The sequence below is a fragment of the Undibacterium sp. Xuan67W genome (assembly GCF_049340165.1).
Classification (GTDB): domain Bacteria; phylum Pseudomonadota; class Gammaproteobacteria; order Burkholderiales; family Burkholderiaceae_D; genus Undibacterium.
This window is the reverse complement of the sequence record NZ_JBMPPN010000001.1, coordinates 278629-297610: the sequence shown is the minus strand read 5'-3', so window position 1 is coordinate 297610 and position 18982 is coordinate 278629. Positions and strand designations below refer to the sequence as shown.

Annotated in this window: 16 protein-coding genes; 8 read left to right on the top strand and 8 right to left on the bottom strand. The window is 49.6% G+C overall.

The annotated features are described in order from the left end of the window. Positions 1-52: 52 nt before the first annotated feature. The 4 genes from glp to ACO0LE_RS01355 form a co-directional block, all read right to left on the bottom strand. Positions 53-1351, bottom strand: coding sequence for a gephyrin-like molybdotransferase Glp (gene glp, locus ACO0LE_RS01370; protein WP_422958618.1), 1299 nt, complete (start codon positions 1349-1351; stop codon positions 53-55). Between the two features lie 8 nt (positions 1352-1359). Continuing rightward, positions 1360-1971 (bottom strand): molybdenum cofactor guanylyltransferase MobA, encoded by a 612-nt coding sequence (gene mobA, locus ACO0LE_RS01365; protein ID WP_422958617.1) that lies wholly within the window; start codon positions 1969-1971, stop codon positions 1360-1362. Between the two features lie 148 nt (positions 1972-2119). Beyond that, the gene (moaA, locus tag ACO0LE_RS01360) at positions 2120-3247 is read right to left on the bottom strand and encodes a GTP 3',8-cyclase MoaA (protein WP_422958616.1); all 1128 of its coding nucleotides are present in this window, start codon (positions 3245-3247) and stop codon (positions 2120-2122) included. A 238-nt stretch (positions 3248-3485) separates the two neighbouring features. Continuing rightward, a complete protein-coding gene (locus ACO0LE_RS01355; RefSeq protein WP_422958615.1) occupies positions 3486-6434 on the bottom strand; it encodes an Rne/Rng family ribonuclease in 2949 nt (982 codons plus the stop codon). 683 nt (positions 6435-7117) lie between these two features. Here ACO0LE_RS01355 and ACO0LE_RS01350 point away from each other — a divergent pair. The 7 genes from ACO0LE_RS01350 to ccoS all read left to right on the top strand — a co-directional run bounded on the left by ACO0LE_RS01350 (position 7118) and on the right by ccoS (position 13641). Beyond that, on the top strand, positions 7118-8137 hold the full coding sequence (locus ACO0LE_RS01350; RefSeq protein ID WP_422958614.1) for an RluA family pseudouridine synthase: 1020 nt from the start codon (positions 7118-7120) through the stop codon (positions 8135-8137). A 102-nt stretch (positions 8138-8239) separates the two neighbouring features. Further along, positions 8240-8899 carry an HAD-IA family hydrolase gene (locus ACO0LE_RS01345; protein ID WP_422958613.1) on the top strand — a complete coding sequence of 220 codons (660 nt, stop codon included), beginning with the start codon at positions 8240-8242 and terminating at the stop codon, positions 8897-8899. Positions 8900-8910: 11 nt separating this feature from the next. Further along, positions 8911-9276 carry a Rieske (2Fe-2S) protein gene (locus tag ACO0LE_RS01340; RefSeq protein WP_422958612.1) on the top strand — a complete coding sequence of 122 codons (366 nt, stop codon included), beginning with the start codon at positions 8911-8913 and terminating at the stop codon, positions 9274-9276. Positions 9277-9288: 12 nt separating this feature from the next. Continuing rightward, the gene (locus ACO0LE_RS01335) at positions 9289-10263 is read left to right on the top strand and encodes a S49 family peptidase (protein ID WP_422958611.1); all 975 of its coding nucleotides are present in this window, start codon (positions 9289-9291) and stop codon (positions 10261-10263) included. 531 nt (positions 10264-10794) lie between these two features. Then, positions 10795-11055 (top strand): heavy metal translocating P-type ATPase metal-binding domain-containing protein, encoded by a 261-nt coding sequence (locus tag ACO0LE_RS01330; RefSeq protein WP_422958610.1) that lies wholly within the window; start codon positions 10795-10797, stop codon positions 11053-11055. Positions 11056-11084: 29 nt separating this feature from the next. Further along, positions 11085-13394 (top strand): heavy metal translocating P-type ATPase, encoded by a 2310-nt coding sequence (locus ACO0LE_RS01325; protein WP_422958609.1) that lies wholly within the window; start codon positions 11085-11087, stop codon positions 13392-13394. 103 nt (positions 13395-13497) lie between these two features. Next, positions 13498-13641 carry a cbb3-type cytochrome oxidase assembly protein CcoS gene (ccoS, locus tag ACO0LE_RS01320; protein WP_422958608.1) on the top strand — a complete coding sequence of 48 codons (144 nt, stop codon included), beginning with the start codon at positions 13498-13500 and terminating at the stop codon, positions 13639-13641. A gap of 158 nt (positions 13642-13799) precedes the next feature. On the opposite strand, the gene mnmH is transcribed toward ccoS, so the two are convergent. Together mnmH and ACO0LE_RS01310 are read right to left on the bottom strand one after the other, a co-directional pair. Next, the gene (gene mnmH, locus ACO0LE_RS01315) at positions 13800-14861 is read right to left on the bottom strand and encodes a tRNA 2-selenouridine(34) synthase MnmH (RefSeq protein WP_422958607.1); all 1062 of its coding nucleotides are present in this window, start codon (positions 14859-14861) and stop codon (positions 13800-13802) included. A 4-nt stretch (positions 14862-14865) separates the two neighbouring features. Continuing rightward, a complete protein-coding gene (locus ACO0LE_RS01310) occupies positions 14866-15486 on the bottom strand; it encodes an arylesterase (RefSeq protein ID WP_422958606.1) in 621 nt (206 codons plus the stop codon). A gap of 70 nt (positions 15487-15556) precedes the next feature. On the opposite strand from ACO0LE_RS01310, the gene ACO0LE_RS01305 reads away from it, so the two are divergent. Next, on the top strand, positions 15557-16294 hold the full coding sequence (locus ACO0LE_RS01305; protein ID WP_422958605.1) for an ABC transporter ATP-binding protein: 738 nt from the start codon (positions 15557-15559) through the stop codon (positions 16292-16294). A gap of 269 nt (positions 16295-16563) precedes the next feature. Here ACO0LE_RS01305 and ACO0LE_RS01300 read toward each other — a convergent pair whose 3' ends face one another. Continuing rightward, complete coding sequence (locus tag ACO0LE_RS01300) at positions 16564-18129, bottom strand: NAD(P)H-hydrate dehydratase (protein ID WP_422958604.1); 1566 nt, start codon at positions 18127-18129, stop codon at positions 16564-16566. A 12-nt stretch (positions 18130-18141) separates the two neighbouring features. Continuing rightward, positions 18142-18933 (bottom strand): flagellar biosynthetic protein FliR, encoded by a 792-nt coding sequence (gene fliR / locus ACO0LE_RS01295; RefSeq protein WP_422958603.1) that lies wholly within the window; start codon positions 18931-18933, stop codon positions 18142-18144. Positions 18934-18982 lie beyond the last annotated feature (49 nt).

Genomic DNA, 18982 nt, shown 5'->3' with positions numbered 1-18982 from the left:
GTTGTAATAATTTGTTACCTGTTTGAAGTGTAACTTATCTTCATACCCTAAATTACAGCAAGCCTTCGAACAGCAGAATATTGACCTCGTCGCCTGCACTCACATTGCCTTGTTCATGGGGGAGCACGACCATACAGTTGGCTTCTGACATAGAGCGCAAAATACCTGAGCCTTGCGAGCCAGTGATTGCGACCTGGAGTTGTCCGTTTGAAGCTATTGAAGCGATGCCGCGTTGGTACTCAGTCCTGCCAGGACGCTTACGCAGACCAGTTAATGAGACTGCGGGAACCAAGAGAAGTTCAGGAATAGTGGCGCCCATCATATGAAGCAGGGCACTTCGCGCAAAAAAATAAAAAGTCACCATGACAGCGACGGGATTGCCGGGCAAGCCGAACAGGTAGGCACTTTTTTCGGCAGAGTGAATTTTGCCAAATGCCATTGGGCGACCGGGGCGCATGCCTATAGACCAGAAGGCGACATCTCCGAGTTGCGCCATCATTTGCTTTGTGTAGTCGGCGGCACCGACCGATACGCCACCGGAAGTGATGATGGCGTCGGCATTTTCAGCGGCCGAGCGAAACGCGGCTTCCAGTGAGTCCGGATCATCTTTGACTACGCCCATATCGACGATGTCGCAGCCCAGTCGCGTCAGCATGCCATGCAGGGTGTAACGGTTGCTGTCGTAGACACATCCCGCGTCCAGTGTTTCGCCGAGCGAGCGCAACTCATCACCGGTAGAAAAAAATGCGACACGTAATTTTCGTTGTACCGGTACTTCTGCTACGCCGAGAGAGGCGAGTAACCCTATGTCAGCGGGACGCAGTATTTTTCCTTTGAAGAGTGCGGTCTTGCCTGCTGCCAGATCCTCGCCTTTGAGGCGCCTGTTGTCACCTGCTGTCACTTTGCCGGCAGGTACCTCTACTTGAGTCGAGGATGCGGTGAGTGTGAACTCTTGTGGAATGACAGTATCGCATGACTCGGGCATGACCGCGCCCGTCATGATACGTATGCATTCCCCGGTGTTGACTACCCCCTCAAAGGCTCGTCCGGCATAAGCCGTTCCCTTGATTATTAAGGAGGTGGTTTGATTTATGGACAGATCGCTGCTACAAAGGGCATAGCCATCCATCGCCGAATTATCATGCGACGGCACGTTGATACCAGAGACGATATCTGTTGCCAGAACCCGCCCTAAGGCCTCGCGTATCGCTACTTTTTCGATAGACGATATGGGGGTAATAAATTGCTGAATAATCTGCTGTGCCTGCGCTACTGGTAAGGCATCAGGGTCATAGCCGGATAGGCAACTGACGACTTCGTGCAAGCTGTTTGGTTGGGGTATAGACGTCATGTGAAGGTTTAATTGTCGAATTGTCGCAGGTCTTGCAGGGTGTTGATGTTGCGGAAGGCAGCAACGTCGTCAAATACGACTTCGACGATGTTTAATGATGCGTACCACGCATCTACTTTGCGTCCTCCCTGATCTAGAAAATCGCTCAGATGAGTCAGCACGGAGGACTTCATGAGCGAGAAGACCGGATGCGCTTGTTTGGCGACCGTTTCTCCATTGGATTCGATGGTGACGGCTACTGCCAGATCGGCTTGCTCTGAGAATAACGCATTTGATAGGCGTTCGACCAGATCCGCGGGCAGGAAAGGAGAGTCGCAGGGCACGCTGACTAGGTAGGGTGTTTTACAGTGATGTAAACCCGTCTGTAATCCCGCCAGAGGGCCTGCAAAGCCATCAATTTTATCTGGCCATACTTTAGCCCCGAAAGCTGCATAGGCTGCCAGATGCTGATTGGCATTGATGATAATCTCTCCAACCTGCGGTGATAGGCGTAAAAACGCATGCATCGCCATTGGTGACCCGCGAAACACTTGCAGGCCTTTGTCGACGGTGCCCATACGCGTGCCGCGACCTCCTGCGAGGATCAGTCCGGTAATAAGTTGTTGATCTATGCGTGTCATCTTTAACGAGGTATCAGGTGCTGTGTACGACATTGCCAGGTAAGAAGAGAATACAGGTGAGATGGATTATTTTGACCAGTCACCGCTCGCCCTTTGGTTTGGTACAGATGCTTATCGCTATATAAAAATGGCCTGTGTGGTATGCGTATCAACCACCAATATACGACATTTCGATTTTCTTCCTGCTCTTGATTAACTCTTCGGTTTGCTGACTGCGCAACTCGGAATAACGGTCTGAACGTTTCTTCCATAGCTGTGCAATGACGTTAGAAATGGCTAGATCGGAATGCAGGTGATGTTCATCACGTAGCAGTGATCGCAGGTCATGTCCATGTGTGGCAAAGAGGCAGGTATACAATTTTCCTTCGGTAGAGAGGCGTGCGCGGCTGCATTCATGGCAAAAAGTTTGAGTGACACTGGAGATGACGCCGACCTCTCCGTTTCCATCCAGGTAGCGCCAGCGTTCCGCAGTCTCTCCCGCGTAATTTGCCTGGGTTGGCAATAGCGATAATCCAGCATCGTTCAATATTTGTATGACCTTGGCAGAGGGAATAACTTCATTCAGTTTCCAGCCATTGGAGGCACCGACGTCCATATATTCGATGAATCTGAGTATATGAGGTGTCGCTTTGAAGTAGCGTGCCATCGGAATGATTTCACTGTCGTTTAAGCCGGCCTTGACGACCATGTTTACCTTGATTGGCCCCAGTCCCGCGCGATGCGCCGCATCGATGCCGTCAAGTACATCTGACACAGGGAAGTCCACATCATTCATTTGTTTAAATGTAGCGTCATTCATGGAGTCAAGTGACACGGTCACTCGCGATAGCCCCGCATCTCTCAGGCCCTGTGCTTTGCGTGCCAGTAGCGATCCGTTGGTCGTCAGAGTCAGGTCAATATCGCTGCCATCGCTTGCCTTGAGCTTGGTCAGCATCTCGATCAGTTTTTCGATGTTTTTGCGCAGCAGCGGTTCTCCGCCAGTAAGTCGAATTTTTTTGACGCCGTGAGCAACGAAAATTCTTGCGACGCGGGTAATTTCTTCAAAACTGAGTAACGAAGTTTGCGGTAAAAAACGGTAGTTCTTGTCGAACACTTCTTTAGGCATGCAATAGACGCAACGGAAATTACAGCGATCTGTTACTGAGATACGCAGATCGTGCAACGGACGATGCAAGCTATCCTTGAGTTGGCCGTCAGGTTCTATTAAACGATCCGGAACCGTTAAGGTTTGTTCGCGCTGCCGGTAATCCGTCAGAGGGATAAATTTTTCAGACATGAAGTTCAGACAAAGTAGGTATTGCAAAGTAATTCAGCACACTAGACCGAAAAGATACCACGAGAAGCGATAACGGGTTTGTGCAAAAAAATAACCCGGCAACATCACTGTTGCCGGGTTATTTCATTCAGATAATTAGACCAGATTTGCCAGTTTTATACTCACGGATTTTATATTCATTAGCTTTGGATTTAAAAGCTTTGAATGTTTAAAAAATCCCGTGAATAGGTTGGCTTAATTACTTCTTGGTTTCAACCAAAACCAAGGGCTCGCTGGCAGCAGTAGCAACTGGCTTGCGTTCCCGTGGTACACGTGGCGCTGCCGTAGCAGTTGCTGCCGATGCTTGTGCGGCACGCAGTTTTTCTGGGTTAGTACTCGCCAATACCAGACCTGCCTGTTGCAGCATGACATTTAAGCTCTCTACTGGCATTACAACCGCTTCTACGGGTTTTGATGCCACGACTGGTGCCGTCGTAGTCGCTACTGCTACCGCTGGCACTTCCGTCGTTGCCGGAGCGCTAAAGGTCGGAGCAGATTCAACTACCTGAACTGTTTCGGCTACTGGCGGTGTGAATGGGGTAATTACTGGAGCAACGATGTCATTTGCGACATTGATTGTCACCGCTGGTGCCGGAGTCAGGTCCAGATGTGCCTGAACCGGTGCTGCCACTGCTGGTATGTCAGATTGTGCCGGAGCTGTCGCTACTGCTTCAACGAAAACAGGTGTCGTTACGACCTCAGCCGGCATCACAGGCTGAACAGCAACAGGAGCTGGCGTTACTTCGACTGGCGCAGTATGGTTTGAGATGGCGGCGATCTCAGAAGATTCTGCAACGGTTTCCGCAATTGCAGCTACGGCGTTGATTGGCATGACTGGCGCTTCTTCGTGTGACACGAATTCATTGCCAGAAACTGCATCGCTATTTTCCGTATTATCACCAGCTTCACGGTCACGACGGTTGCGGTTGCGACCACCACGACGGCGACGGCGACGAGCTTCACCTTGTTCTGCGTTTTCGCCTTCTACTGCGTTCGGCGTTAAAGACTTTGTATTGTCTGTTACGTCGTTTGTTACAGCCACCGAGGGTACGGCATTCGCAGCCAAGGCAGAAGTATTCATGTTGGCATCAGCAGATTTTGAGTCGCCCTGAGTTTCCTTGCGTTCTTCGCGTTGACGTTGCTGACGATCACGACGAGTTTCTTGCTTGGGCTCTTGCGGATCGCGCTCTTCCCTTGGCGGACGTGGTTGTTTTGGCGGGCGCGGAGCTTGTTCCAGGGTTGCCGGTTCTACGGAATCATCCTTCTCTGCACGATTAGTCGCAGGACGATCCTCGCGGTCTTCACGATCGCGTCCACGGCCATTACGGCTACGATTGCGCTGACCACGACTATTGCGGTCACGTTCAGATCGTTCACGGCTTTGCGGTTTTTCCGATACAGCAGGTACTTCAGCGACTGCTTCTGCTGGTTTTGAGCGGAACAGGTTAAACAACTTGCTGAAGAAACCTTCTGGGGCTGGCTTGGCAGCAGCGACCAAGACCGGCGCTACCACGGGAACTTCTTTGCGTTCTACGATAGGTGCAGTATCTGGAGTGATACTTTTTACCATTGCCTCCTGGCGTGGCTTGACATCCTCTTTCTGACGCTTGCTATAGCCGATATCTGTATCTGCCTGCTCAGCCATCGCATAACTGGCGTGATGCTCTTCCAGACGTGGATCATCTGTTTTCAGACGATCCAGTTTGTAGTGAGGCGTTTCCAGATGCGTATTTGGAATCAGAATGACAGTGACACGATGACGTGTTTCAATTTTTAGAATTTCGCCGCGTTTTTCGTTCAGCAAGAATGCCGCAACATCGACCGGTACTTGTACGTGGATCGCAGCTGAATTTTCTTTCATTGCTTCTTCCTGAATGATGCGTAGGACTTGCAATGCAGAAGACTCGGTATCACGGATATGACCAGTACCGTTACAACGTGGGCAGGTCACATGACTGCCTTCGGATAAAGAAGGGCGCAGACGTTGACGAGATAGTTCCATCAGGCCAAAACGGGAAATTTTACCCATCTGGACGCGTGCGCGGTCATAGCGCAAAGCATCTTTAAGGCGGGTTTCCACTTCGCGCTGGTTCTTGGCGTTTTCCATGTCGATAAAATCGATCACGATCAAGCCGCCCAGATCGCGAAGACGCAATTGACGTGCGACTTCTTCTGCTGCTTCGCAGTTGGTATTGAATGCGGTTGTCTCGATATCGCCACCGCGGGTTGAGCGCGCTGAGTTGACGTCAACTGAGACCAAAGCTTCTGTGTGATCAATCACAATCGCGCCACCTGATGGCAATGGCACGGTGCGGCTGTAGGCAGTTTCGATCTGATGTTCGATCTGGAAGCGGGAGAACAGCGGGACATCATCGCTGTAGCGCTTCACACGGTGCACCATGTCTGGCATCACGTGGCTCATGAATTGCTGAGCTTGTTCGTAAATTTCGTCAGTGTCGATCAGGATTTCGCCGATATCTGGCTGGAAGTAATCGCGGATCGCGCGAATAACCAGAGACGATTCCTGATAGATCAGGAAAGCGCCGGCAGATGATTTGCCTGCGCCTTCAATGGCGCGCCAGAGTTGCATGAGGTAGTTTAAATCCCATTGCAATTCGTCGACGTTACGGCCAATACCTGCGGTACGTGCAATGACGGACATGCCAGTAGGCAAGTCCAGTTTGTCCATCGTTTCGCGTAATTCCTGACGATCTTCACCTTCAACACGACGGGAAACACCACCACCGCGCGGATTGTTTGGCATCAATACCAGATAGCGGCCAGCCAGAGAGATGAACGAAGTCAGCGCTGCGCCTTTATTACCACGCTCTTCTTTTTCAACCTGGACCATAATTTCCTGGCCCTCACGCAACGCATCTTTGATGGAAGCATTGCGAACATCAATACCGTCTTTGAAGTAACCGCGGGCTACTTCTTTGAAGGGCAAGAAACCGTGACGTTCTTCGCCATAATTGACGAAACAGGCTTCAAGGGAGGGTTCGATGCGGGTGATAACGCCTTTGTAAATATTGGACTTACGTAATTCACGTCCGGCGGTTTCGATATCGATGTCGATGAGTTTTTGCCCATTGACAATGGCTACGCGCAATTCTTCTTGCTGCGTCGCATTAAATAGCATGCGTTTCATGGTTCTGCTCCGTGACCTTTTGGTCATCTTGTGTTGTTGCCCCGTTAGTGCGAGACAAGCAACTTGCGTACATTGGGATGTATGCGAGAACGGAGAGTCTGATGGGGCGGGAAATGCCTCTGACGCAACAGAATCAATTACTACTGACGAGATATCCGACATATCCGACAACTATGTCTGAAAGCGACTGGCAGAGTTGACGCCGTCCCTGAATATGATCGCCAGCTTACTTCTGTTGCGCACTGGGCGCGGATGACTTTAATTGTGGATCGAGTGCACATGTCCCCCGCGTTGTCTGATTCGTGTTTTATCGTACAAAACATGAATACAACGCCAGGCGATGAGCAACTTGTTGAGTGCCAAACCATCTTTGATTAATTGTATTTGGCGAAATCGATCACACTGGTCAAAATCATCAACCGGCAAGCACGGATGTAATAAATATACAGACGTCTCTTGCTGGACTGATCCTTACTATTCAAACTTTCTGATCCAAATCATTACATCCTGTCCGATTGCCACAATTGGTTGCAACCCTGACCAATATAATGATGTGCATACACATCTTTTCCATCGAATTTGCAAATTGGCGAGGCCGATGAACATGCCCCTGTGTAGAATACGCGTTTATTCATACACCAGCTAAAGCCTAAAGCCGAAGCGAAAACGATTATATATTCAAAATGAAGGACTTAGCGATAAATAATAGGAAGCCACCTGAAAAACAGGGGCAAAACAGTGCTTCCAGCCATCCTTCTGATGCGTCGTCGCAAGTGTCGCCTCAGGTTCAGCTCGTTACCATCGCTGAAGAGGATGCAGGGCAGCGAATAGATAACTATTTAATACGAATATGTAAAGGCGTGCCAAAAAGTCATGTTTACCGGATTTTACGATCCGGTGAGGTGCGGGTAAATAAGGGGCGGATTGATCAGCTCTATCGCTTGAGGGACGGCGATATTGTTCGTATACCACCAATTCGTATTGCTGAAACCTCCACACAGGTCGTCCCGGGAGCTGAGTTTGACATCGTATTTGAGGATAAGTACCTGCTCATAATTGATAAACCGGCTGGCATCGCTGTCCACGGCGGGTCCGGAGTTAGTTATGGCGTTATTGAACAACTTCGGGCATCCCGGCCAGAGGCCAAATTTTTGGAGCTGGTACATCGTTTGGATAGGGAAACTTCCGGTATTTTGTTGCTGGCAAAGAAACGAACAGCTTTAACCAATCTGCACGAACAAATGCGTGACGGCTTGACCGACAAGCGTTATCTGACGCTGGTTCATGGCGACTGGAAAAATGCACGTCAACATGTAAAGTTACCATTGCATAAATACACAACCGCTGACGGAGAGCGGCGCGTCAGGGTTCAAGCAGATGGCATGGCATCCCACACTGTGTTCTCACTAAAGAAAAAATTCCATGAGTTCGCACTGCTAGAGGCTGAATTAAAGACGGGCCGCACGCATCAGATTCGCGTGCACTTATCGTCCAGCGGGTTTGCCATTGCGGGTGATGATAAATATGGTGATTTTGCACTTAACCGTGCTTTACTCAAACCGACGGAGCAGCGCGGAGTTCTAAAGAGAATGTTTCTGCACGCACATCAAATTACTTTTACTCATCCTGAAACTGGTCAGGAAATGACACTCAATGCCCCGTTGCCGACGGATTGCCAGAGTTTTCTTAAAAGCCTGGTTTAGCGCGTAAAAACTTAATCCTTTATTAAGGGTAAAATACTTACTTCGATTATTTAGGGTACTGGCAACGCACGGCGTCAGACAGGTTTGTGGTGAAGAAAGAATATGGCAAAAAAGCAATTTGATTTTATTGTGTTTGATTGGGATGGCACACTGATGGATAGCACGGCAGCTATCGTGCAATGTATCCAGGCAGCAGCAAAAGATCTTGGTTTACCTGTTCCGGATGAAAAAGCAGCCGCTTATGTCATTGGTTTGTCTCTGGCAGATGCGATGCAGGCCGCCTTGCCAGATATCGATCCGAAATATTATCCTCGCATGGTAGAACGCTACCGCCATCATTATCTGGCGCGTGATCACGAGCTACCTTTGTTCCCAGGCGTCAGAGAAATGCTGGCTCAATTATCTCAGGATGGTTATTTCCTTGCGGTAGCAACGGGGAAAAGTCGTGTTGGATTAAGTCGCGCACTGCACACAGCAAAGTTATTATCGGTTTTTGATGCTACTCGTTGTTCCGACGAAACATTCTCCAAGCCGCATCCGGCTATGTTGCAAGAGCTGACCCGAGAGTTGGGGCAGGACATGGAGCGTACCCTGATGATCGGAGATACGACACATGACTTGCTGATGGCGAGTAATGCAGGTGCGGCAGCAATTGCTGTTGAATATGGCGCACATGATGCCGCGATATTGCAATCGCACAATCCTCTTTACTCAGCCAAGACAGTTGCAGAATTGCATGCCTGGCTTAGTCAGAATGCCTAAGGAGATCAAGCGTGACTGAGATCAGGATCTGCGACTCATCTGAATTGATCGAGGGCGGTAAAGGCATTCGCTTTCCGGTAACGGCTGGACATGAGGATGCAACAGGCTTTGTCGTGCGTTTTGATGGTATGGCACATGCCTATCTGAACCGCTGTGCTCATGTGCCCATTGAGCTTGACTGGAGCCCGGGTGAGTTTTTTGAGTCCAGTGGCTTGTACATCATGTGTGCCACACATGGTGCTATCTACACGCCGGAAAACGGGCATTGCACGGGCGGACCTTGCCGTGGTGCACGGTTGCGCAAAATTGAGATTACCGAAAAAGACGGCCAGATAGTCTGGCATCCCGACGACTACATTACGCCAGTCGTCGCTTAACATTGATATCGCATGATGGAAAATCCAATAAACACGGGTGCAACTAATTCAACTCAAGGCTGGGAGCGCGAGTTACTGCAAAAGCTGGCGACAGAGTCCTTGAGAGAACAACGTTTGCGCCGTCGCTGGGGCATCTTTTTTAAGTTGTTATTTCTTGTTTTAATTCTCTTCAGCTTTTATTTATTCAGTGACTATCGTTCTGCCGAGACGGAAAATCCCGGGCGCCATACGGCACTGGTAGATATCAATGGTACGATTGAGTCTGAGGGAAATGCGAGTGCGCATGCCATTATTCCTGCACTTAACCGTGCTTTCTCTGATTCTGGTTCGATTGCTGTGATTCTGCGTATCAATAGCCCCGGAGGCAGCCCTGTCCAGGCCGGGATGATCAATGATGAAATTCTGCGCTTACGAAAGCAATATCCGCAGAAAAAGCTATATGTCGTCGTCGATGAAATGTGCGCCTCCGGCGGCTACTACATTGCTGCTGCAGCGGATAAAATTTTTGTGAATAAGGCGAGTATTGTCGGTTCGATTGGTGTCCTGATGGATAGTTTTGGTTTTACAGGGCTGATGGATAAAGTGGGGGTTGAGCGTCGCTTGATGACTGCCGGTGAAAACAAAGGTTTTATGGATCCATTTTCTCCGCAAACCGCGAAACAAAAAGCGTTTTCACAAGAGATGCTGAATGAAATTCACCAGCAATTTATTGACGTCGTGCGTCAGGGACGTGGGAAACGTTTAAAAGAAACTCCCGAGACCTTCTCTGGATTATTTTGGGTCGGCAGTAAGGCTGTAGAGATGGGGTTGGCTGATGACTTTGGAACCACGGCGAGCGTTGCACGTGATGTTATCGAAGCGGAAGATATTGTTGATTACACTGAAAAAGAAGGCCTCCCAGAGCGCGTATTGAAGAAATTTGGCGCGTCGATCGGTGTTGGGGCAATCTCCGCAATGACGAAACTCAATACGCCTGGAATTCACTGACGAAGCAGGGTAGTGCATAGCACTGATAGATCCAAATAGTTTAGTTAATTTTTTTAATCCTGATCCAAAAGCGATAGTTATATTTTTCTTCTTCTGCGCCTGACATTGGCCTATATTAGGGTTGTAACTGGTTCAAAAGAAGGAGGTCGATATACAAGGACTAATTTGTATCAAAGACGGATGGAATTTGAGCTCCGGTTCTCTTTAGTGATCCGGTTATGTGCGAAGTGAAAACAGGTAGCACCTAAGTCGTATTTGAAACAGTCTCACTTACAATTTGTGTAGTATCTCTCCGTGATGTTAAACGGATCCGAGGTCTCTCTGATTCCTCACAATGTCGCCAGTACAGGGGCAAAAAAGCGGTGGTGCAATGCCACCGTTTTTTACGTTTACGGCTTGAATTATTAGCGATTTTCTTCAAAAATAATTTGAGTTGGTAGCCGTTTTTTAGAACAAATCTTGTTCCATATCAAGAATGCCAATTATTAATTCCTTAAGATAAAAAATATCGCCTTTTTATACGTCATTGTCATGGCTATCGCCGCTACCTCTTTTTTTGCAGGATTATTCCCAAGCTTGCGCTCGGGGGAGAAAATTGCCTGCTTTCATTGCGATGAGCTAATGCGAAAGCAGCAGGCGGTCGAAGTAAAATTTGACAGTGAAATGCAATTGGTATGTTGTCACGGCTGTGCCGCCGTTCTTAAAGCGATTGAGCAAGCTAATTTAATTGCTCAGTATCGGCATGCACGTAACAAGCCAAATGATCGGATTGCATCCTCGGATGTGACATAAGTGATACCCCTTACAATGACTTCACATCAATGACTTTACATCAGCCAACGGACAGCGATACTGCGAGCCAACATGATAAATTGAGTTTGTCCGGCATACGCTGTGCTGCCTGTGCTCAATTAATTATCTTTCGCGTACGCCAGTTGCCGGGCGTGACAAGCTTTAATATCAATGCCGCCAGCCATAAAGCAGAAGTGGCTTGGCAACCGCATCTCACTTCGCTAAAAAAAATTATTCAGTCAATTATTGACCTCGGCTATGGCGCTTTTCCTGCTGGACAGACCCAGGGCGAGGTTCAGCAACGTGAAAATAAAATGGCGTTGTGGCGCTTGTTTGTCGCCGGTTTTGCGATGATGCAAATCATGATGTACGCTTTTCCTGCCTACCTGGTTCCGGTGCCGCAAATCGATGGTGATCTGACGCCTGATGTAGACCGTTTGTTAAAAATCGCCAGCCTCATTATTACGATCCCCGTCGTCGGATTTTCAGCGATGCCATTTTTTACAGCCGCATTGCGAGATGTCCGTAATCGCCATGTCGGGATGGATGTACCCGTCTCGCTCGGCATACTATTGACGTTTGTCGCGAGTGTCTGGGGCACGTTTCATGGCGGTACAGTCTATTTCGATTCAGTAATTATGTTTGTTTTTTTGCTGCTGGGGGCACGTCTGATCGAGGCGCGGGTTCAGCTCAAAACAACAGCGGCATTGCGCGTATTGACGCAGCTGAAGCCGATGCTTGCCCACCGCCTTACACATTATCCGGAGAATCGTCAGACAGTATCGATTGACACTGCCGATCTCCAAATAAATGATGTACTGATGATTGCTGCGGGTGAGCAGGTGCCTGCAGATGGGGTAGTGATCGAAGGGCAAAGTGATTGCGATGAATCGCTGATGACCGGCGAGTCACACCCGCTCCCTAAATCACCGGGTGATGAGTTAATTGCTGGCTCGATAAACCTGAGCGGAGTCCTGCTAATGCGGGCACAACGAGTCGGTAATGACACGCAGTTATCGTCACTGGTCAGCATGATGGAAAGTGCGGCAAACGAAAAGCCACCACTCGTACAGCTCGCCGACAAACACGCGAGCCGCTTCCTCTTAGTTATTTTAATCGTCGCTGCGCTCACGGCATTTGTCTGGTGGCGTATTGATCCTGATCGCGCTTTATGGATTGCGATCAGCGTGATTGTCGTGACTTGCCCTTGCGCTTTATCTCTGGCGACGCCGGGAGTAATGTCTGCGGCAATAGGGCAAATGGCTAAACATGGGGTGCTGGTCGCCAAAGGCAAAGCAATTGAATCAATGGCGAAAGCCACGCACTGTATTTTCGATAAAACCGGTACACTGACTTTCGGAAAGTTACGACTGTTCAGTACGGTTTATTGTGCGGGCCATGATCTACTTTCCTCTCAGTTGACGTCGGCACAGGTAGATGCCATCAGTCTGGCGATGACATCGCATTCTATGCATCCGGTATCGAAAGCAATTGCCGATGCCATCTCATCAAATAACGATACCGGCAACGGTAATGCCTGGGACGAAGTCGCCGTCACTCATTTGTGTGAGTTGGTCGGTGGCGGTATTGAAGCGCGTATTGAGGGCAAAAAATATCGTCTGGGTCGTTATGATTTTGTAGTTGAAATATGTCCTCAGCTTTGTCCGCTTCCATCTCAGTTTGCGGATAAAACGATCTCAGTTCTTGGTAATGAAGATGGTTTTCTCTCGATGTATGCTTTGGAGGATACCTTGCGTGACGATGCTGTTGATGCAGTGCGTTGTATTCAACAAAGTGGCAAGAAGATATTGTTATTGTCCGGTGATCGTGAGGGCGTTGTGCGGTCTGTGGCGCAGCAATGTGGGATCGTTAATGCGAGAGGTAACCTTAGTCCTGCTGATAAATATGCGGTCGTTCAGGATCTTCAGCGTCAGGGAGCGATCGTCATGATGGTTGGTGATGGGATGAACGACGGGCCGGTATTATCGCTCGCCGATATCTCTGTAGCGATGGGGCAGGGCGCGCCGGTTTCACAGTCCCGTAGTGATTTGCTATTGATGTCGAACCGACTGAGTGATCTGGAATTTGCGATGACGATTGCAACTAAAGCCATGCAGCTAATTCGCCAGAATCTGATCTGGGCGATTGTTTATAATCTGATTGCAATTCCGGCTGCGGTGACAGGTTTGCTAGAACCCTGGCATGCTGCCGTGGGGATGTCCGTCAGTTCTTTGATCGTCGTGTTGAATGCTTTGCGCTTATTACGAATGAACCAGCCCGTGACATTTAATTTGACGACACCATATCAGGAGCGAACTGTGACTTTGCAGTTAGCCTGATAAATATCGACTGATTTACTGAGCTGTATGGAGGCACATCAGCACAGCAATACAGCAGCACTTCAACGTACCAATATGTCGTTATAGCGAATAGATTGAATCCATGGATATTCTTTATCTGTTAATCCCCCTAAGTGTCGTTCTTGTATTCGCGATTGGCGGCGTATTTTGGTGGGCATTAAATAATCGCCAGTTCGACGAACTGGATCAGGAAGGGCAGCGCATTATTGATGATGACGCTGGCTGATTGGCCTGATGCGGCCCTCACTTGTTCGCAGTGAATCCTACTCTCTTCGTAAAATTATGCGTGTTGTGTATGACTGCGCTTATTTACTATGGCGCCGTCTTTGTCACATGGATTAGAGCGTTCAGACCATTCAGACATAAATTCCATGATGAGGGAAATTACTCTGCACTCTGGATCAGTTTTGCTGTGGAGGTAAAATCTTCGTCGCGAATACCTTGCAGGTGCAGCGCCTGTGCTTGCGGATATTGAATGAAATTTTTATCAATAGACCGTACGTAGACCGGGTCGTAATGCTTCTCCAATAATTGCGTCACCAGTTCTCGCATTTGCCCTTCGTTTGCATGTTGCTTCCACTGCTGAATTTTTTCTTTGCCATGCAGACTGACTAAGCACTCTAGCTGCCGGTTGAGTCCCTCAGGATTTTGTACAAAATGTGCGTATTCCTGCATCAATAATTCGACGCGATCAGACATCGTTAAATGTAGCGCGATACAAGGCGCGCCGCGCATTGTCTGGATGACTTGATCGGGAACTCGCAGATTGCCGACTTTTTTACTTTCTGACTCCACATACACTGGACGTCTTGCGTCAAATTCACGCAAAGTCTGCCAGATCTGGCTTTCAAAATATTTTTGCGAAGGCTGAGCCAAGTCCGGCAAGCCACCGAGCACAGAGCCTTTATGTACGGCGATTTGCTCCAGATCGAGTACCTGCGCGCCTTGCCTGTGTAAGGTTTGTAGCAGGCGACTTTTGCCGCTGCCTGTCGTGCCGCAGATGACGCGCCATGAGATGGTGTTGGCGATCTCGGGCAGGGTTTGATTGACGTGCTGGCGATAACTTTTATAACCACCGTCTAACTGCACTACTGGCCAGCCGATCTTGGCAAAGATGTGTGCCATAGATCCACTGCGATTACCGCCACGCCAGCAATAGATCAGCGGTGTCCAGTCTTTTGGTTTGTCCAGAAAATATGTTTCGATATATTTGGCAATGTTTTTTGCAACCAGTGCTGCGCCGACTTTCTTTGCTTCAAAGGCATTGACCTGTTTATACATCGTACCGACCCGGATACGCTCTTCATCATCGAGCACCGGACAATTGATCGCCTGGGGTAGATGGTCTTCTGTAAATTCACCAGGACTGCGCACATCGATAATCGTATCAAATTCCGCCAGTCTCGGCAGCACATCGGAAAAGCTCAGCAGCTCAGGATATTTCATTGACTCATTTCGCGCTGGAGATCAGCAAAGGGTATAAGTGCAGCCAGACATTGTCCAGCATAATCGGGTGGGCGTCGGCAATCAGGTGAATCCGGTCAGGCTGAAACAGTTGTGGTTTGTCGGCGACGCCTTGCAGTAAAAATGGCACCAGTGCAGTTTTGCTTTCCTTGGCGATCTTGCCGTAGATAGAAAAAAAGCGCTCGGTGTAATCGCGTCCATAATTCGGCGGGATCTGCATGCCGACCAGGAGCACTTTGGCTTTGGCCGCGCTGCTCATTGCCACCATGTCACGAAAATTGGTTTCAGACGCGCTGAGCGCCAGGCCGCGCAATGCATCATTGCCGCCCAGCTCGATAATGACGATATCGGGCTGATATTGACTCAGCAGTTTTTCTAAACGTACCTTACCGCCGCTCGTGGTTTCGCCGCTGATACTGGCGTTGATGACATTGGCCGCGATTTTTTTCTCTTGTAAGCGACGCTCCATCAACGCGACCCAGCCTGTGCCGCGCGCCAATCCATATTCTGCTGACAGGCTATCGCCAAGCACGAGCACGGTTTTTGATGCAGAATGACTGGCCGCCTGTGCGAATGCTGGCGTAAGGCCGTATGCGATGATCAGCATGATCCTGAATAACGAACAACGGTAAAACTGCTGTACTGATTGCAGCCTATTTTTTTTATCCCAAAAAAGCATGAATCTTCCTAAAGAATTAAGCAGTGAATTGACCGGTGCGGCGACCACAAAGAAACCGGTCGGTCGTCAGGCAATCGACGTCAGCCATCTGGCAAAGCAGGTGACGGATGCGACCGGTACCTTGAGTATTTTGCGTGACATCAATTTTACCGCGCAAGAAGGAGAGACGCTTGCGATAGTTGGTGCCTCCGGTTCTGGTAAATCAACTTTGCTGGGAATTCTGGCGGGATTAGATACGCCAAGCGAAGGCAAGGTCGTGCTGGATGGTGTGGATATTTTTGCGCTCGATGAAGACGGACGGGCGCAATTTCGAAAAGAACGACTGGGTTTTGTATTTCAGTCGTTTCAATTGCTGAGCCATTTGAATGCACTTGAAAACGCCATGCTGCCGTTGGAATTACGTGGCGATACGCAGGCCAAAATTAAGGCGACAGAGATGCTGGAGCATGTTGGTCTGGGCAGTCGCTTGCGTCATTATCCCAAGTATTTGTCCGGTGGCGAGCAGCAGAGGGTTGCCTTGGCGCGTGCATTTGTGACGCAGCCGCCGTTGTTATTTGCCGATGAACCTACCGGTAGCCTGGATGCGGCGACTGGCGAATCGGTAATTCAGTTAATGTTTGCGTTAAACCGGGAACGCGGCTCGACACTGATCCTGGTAACGCATGATTTGTCGATTGCGGCGCGCTGCGGACGGACATTGCGTATTACTGCGGGTCGTCTTGAGGCGGAACAGTAGTACCTCTGATTTAGGATCGTGCAAAATCGCTCGGCCCGTGTTGTGTGGCACCCGACTGAGTCAGGCGTGTTGTCACAGCTCGTTGACGAACTCGATGTGCCAATTACAGGGACTTAATCTGCTAATCGTGCTGACTTCCCCGCTGTATTTCACGGGAATAGTTTTTGCCGGGTGAAATACATAAATAAAGGGGAGTATTTTTCAATCACTACGTCAATAAAGCGGTTGAGGCATTGTTTTTAATAATACTCATCCCTAGTATGGGTTATTCAGCGTTCTGGATGCTTGGAGTAGTGATTGATGCAATCGCGAATCGCCGGAATTAATTCGCTGGCGGTCATGCCGATCGGACCTCTACCGCGAGCGACCCATTGATCCGCTGCTTTACCATGTAGCCATACCGCGATATTGGCAGCTTCGTGGGCTGCCATTCCATGCCCCAGCAGTGCTCCGCATAATCCCGCTAACACGTCACCTGTGCCAGCTGTCGCCAGAGCTGGGTTGCCGCTGGTGTTGATGATCAATGTTTCGTCTGGCGTGGCGATGATGCTGCCAGAACCTTTCAGTACAATCGTCGCGTTGAACTTGTCGGATAATGCCCGGGCGCTACGCAAACGATCTGCCTGTATAGTGTCTGTCGAGGTTTCCAGTAATCTGGCGGCCTCTAAGGGGTGCGGTGTCATGATGGTGCGCAGAGCCTTGCCTGCCGGGTCTTTGATGTGAGAGCGCTGATTCACGAGTTTTTGCAAGGACGTATCGCTGGCAATCAAATTCAGCGCATCGGCGTCGATGACGAGCGATTCTGACCGCTTCAGGCTATCGATTAATAATGCTTTCGCCGGTTCAGATGTACCGAGACCTGGGCCAACCACAATCGTTGTGTCAATAAAATGTACATCTTGTGCCCGGCGGCACATTAATTCTGGGTGGCGACTGTCAAATGCAGGAGGCATACTTAAGAACCCGGCGAATACTCTACCTGCGCCGCCATGTAACGCCGCCCTTGCTGACAATATGGGCGCTCCTGCCATGCCTTCTTGGCCTCCAATCACGAATACATCACCATAGCTGCCTTTGTGGCTGTTATTAAGGCGCGGATTGCTGGAAGCCAGCAGCGCCGCCGCGTTGCTGAGTACGGCGACAGGCGCGGGGAAGAGTCGAGATGCAATCGCCAGATCAGCAACTTTGACCTGTCCTGCATAGTCTCTACCTGCCGCAGTATGCAGTCCCGGTTTGTTCGCAATAAATGTGATGGTATGGCTGGCACGTATGGCAATACCCTCGGCACCTACTACCTGGCCGGTATCCGCGTTCAATCCACTAGGCACATCAAGCGCCACCACCGGCACACCTGAGAGAGCTGTATAGCGATTGATGTGCTCAATCAGCTGGAACATCTTGCCTTTAACCGGACGAGTCAAGCCAATTCCAAACAGTCCATCAATGATCAGAGTCCATTGCTTGCCTGGGGTTTTTTGCAGATAGTCGAGGCCAAAAAAATGCGCCTGACTTGATTGTGCTTTTAGCAGACTTTCTTTTGCTTCGGCTGAATAATGTTGTATGCCCTCTGCAATGATGACCGAGACACGATCACCCGCGGCAGCAAACAGATAAGCCATTTCCAGTGCATCTCCGCCGTTGTTGCCCGGACCGGCAAGCACCAATATCTCAGTGCTGCCAGAAGGGACAAGATTGCGGGCGAATACCGCTGCTGCCTGACCCGCAGCGCGCATCAGGGAGCCAGAGGTCAGCGTTGAGTGCGCTTCTTGCTCGACGCTACGGATATCTGCGATGGAATACAGGGTATTCGTCGAAAACGGCAGGGGCAAAGTCATCGGAATTCTCAGCTAGCGGTGAGGAGGCGTGGTGATTCCTAGTGATAATATCGCTTCTAAGCCGTGTTGAAAAAGATTTTCTATCGGTAGCATCAAATAAGGCAAAATCATCCCCAACATCAGAAAGCCTACGCCTATCGTTATGGGAAAACCGATACCAAAAAGGTTTAGTTGAGGTGCGGCCCGCGTTAAAATACCCAGCGCGATATTGGTAATCAGCAGCGCTGCCACAATGGGTAAGGACAGTCGCATAGCGGTACTGAAAATTTCTTGCCCCCAGATGGCGAGGCGTTGAAAACTAAATCCTGCAGTGAGCGAAGTAGAGATCGGGATAGTAGTGAAGCTCTCAACGAGCGTCGCCAGCATCGATAAGTGTACATTCAGCGTTAGGAACAGCAGAGTTGCTACCAACACCAGAAACTGACTGATTGCCGATGAACGTCCTTGCGTTTGTGGATCAAAAAAAGTGGCGAAACCCAGACCCATCGTCAGTCCGATTACTTCTCCTGACATTTCGATGCCCGCAAAAACAACCCGCATCATAAATCCCATCGCCAGTCCGATCACGAACTGCTGCATCAATATCATCACACCAGTAAGTGACACCGGATCGGCCCCTGTCAAGGGCGGTATGGTTGGCGCAACAATCAATGCCAGCATGACGCCTAAGACTATCTTGACCTGAACAGGTACGCTGTTATTACCAAATGGAGGAGCAATTGCGATCAGGCCGAGTATTCTGGTCAGCGGCCAGATAAAAGACGCGATCAGGGCGATCAGTTCATTTCCAGAAAAGGACACCATAGCTTGGTAGGGGCAGTGTGGACGCGAGGGCTTGGTATCAGCTATGCTT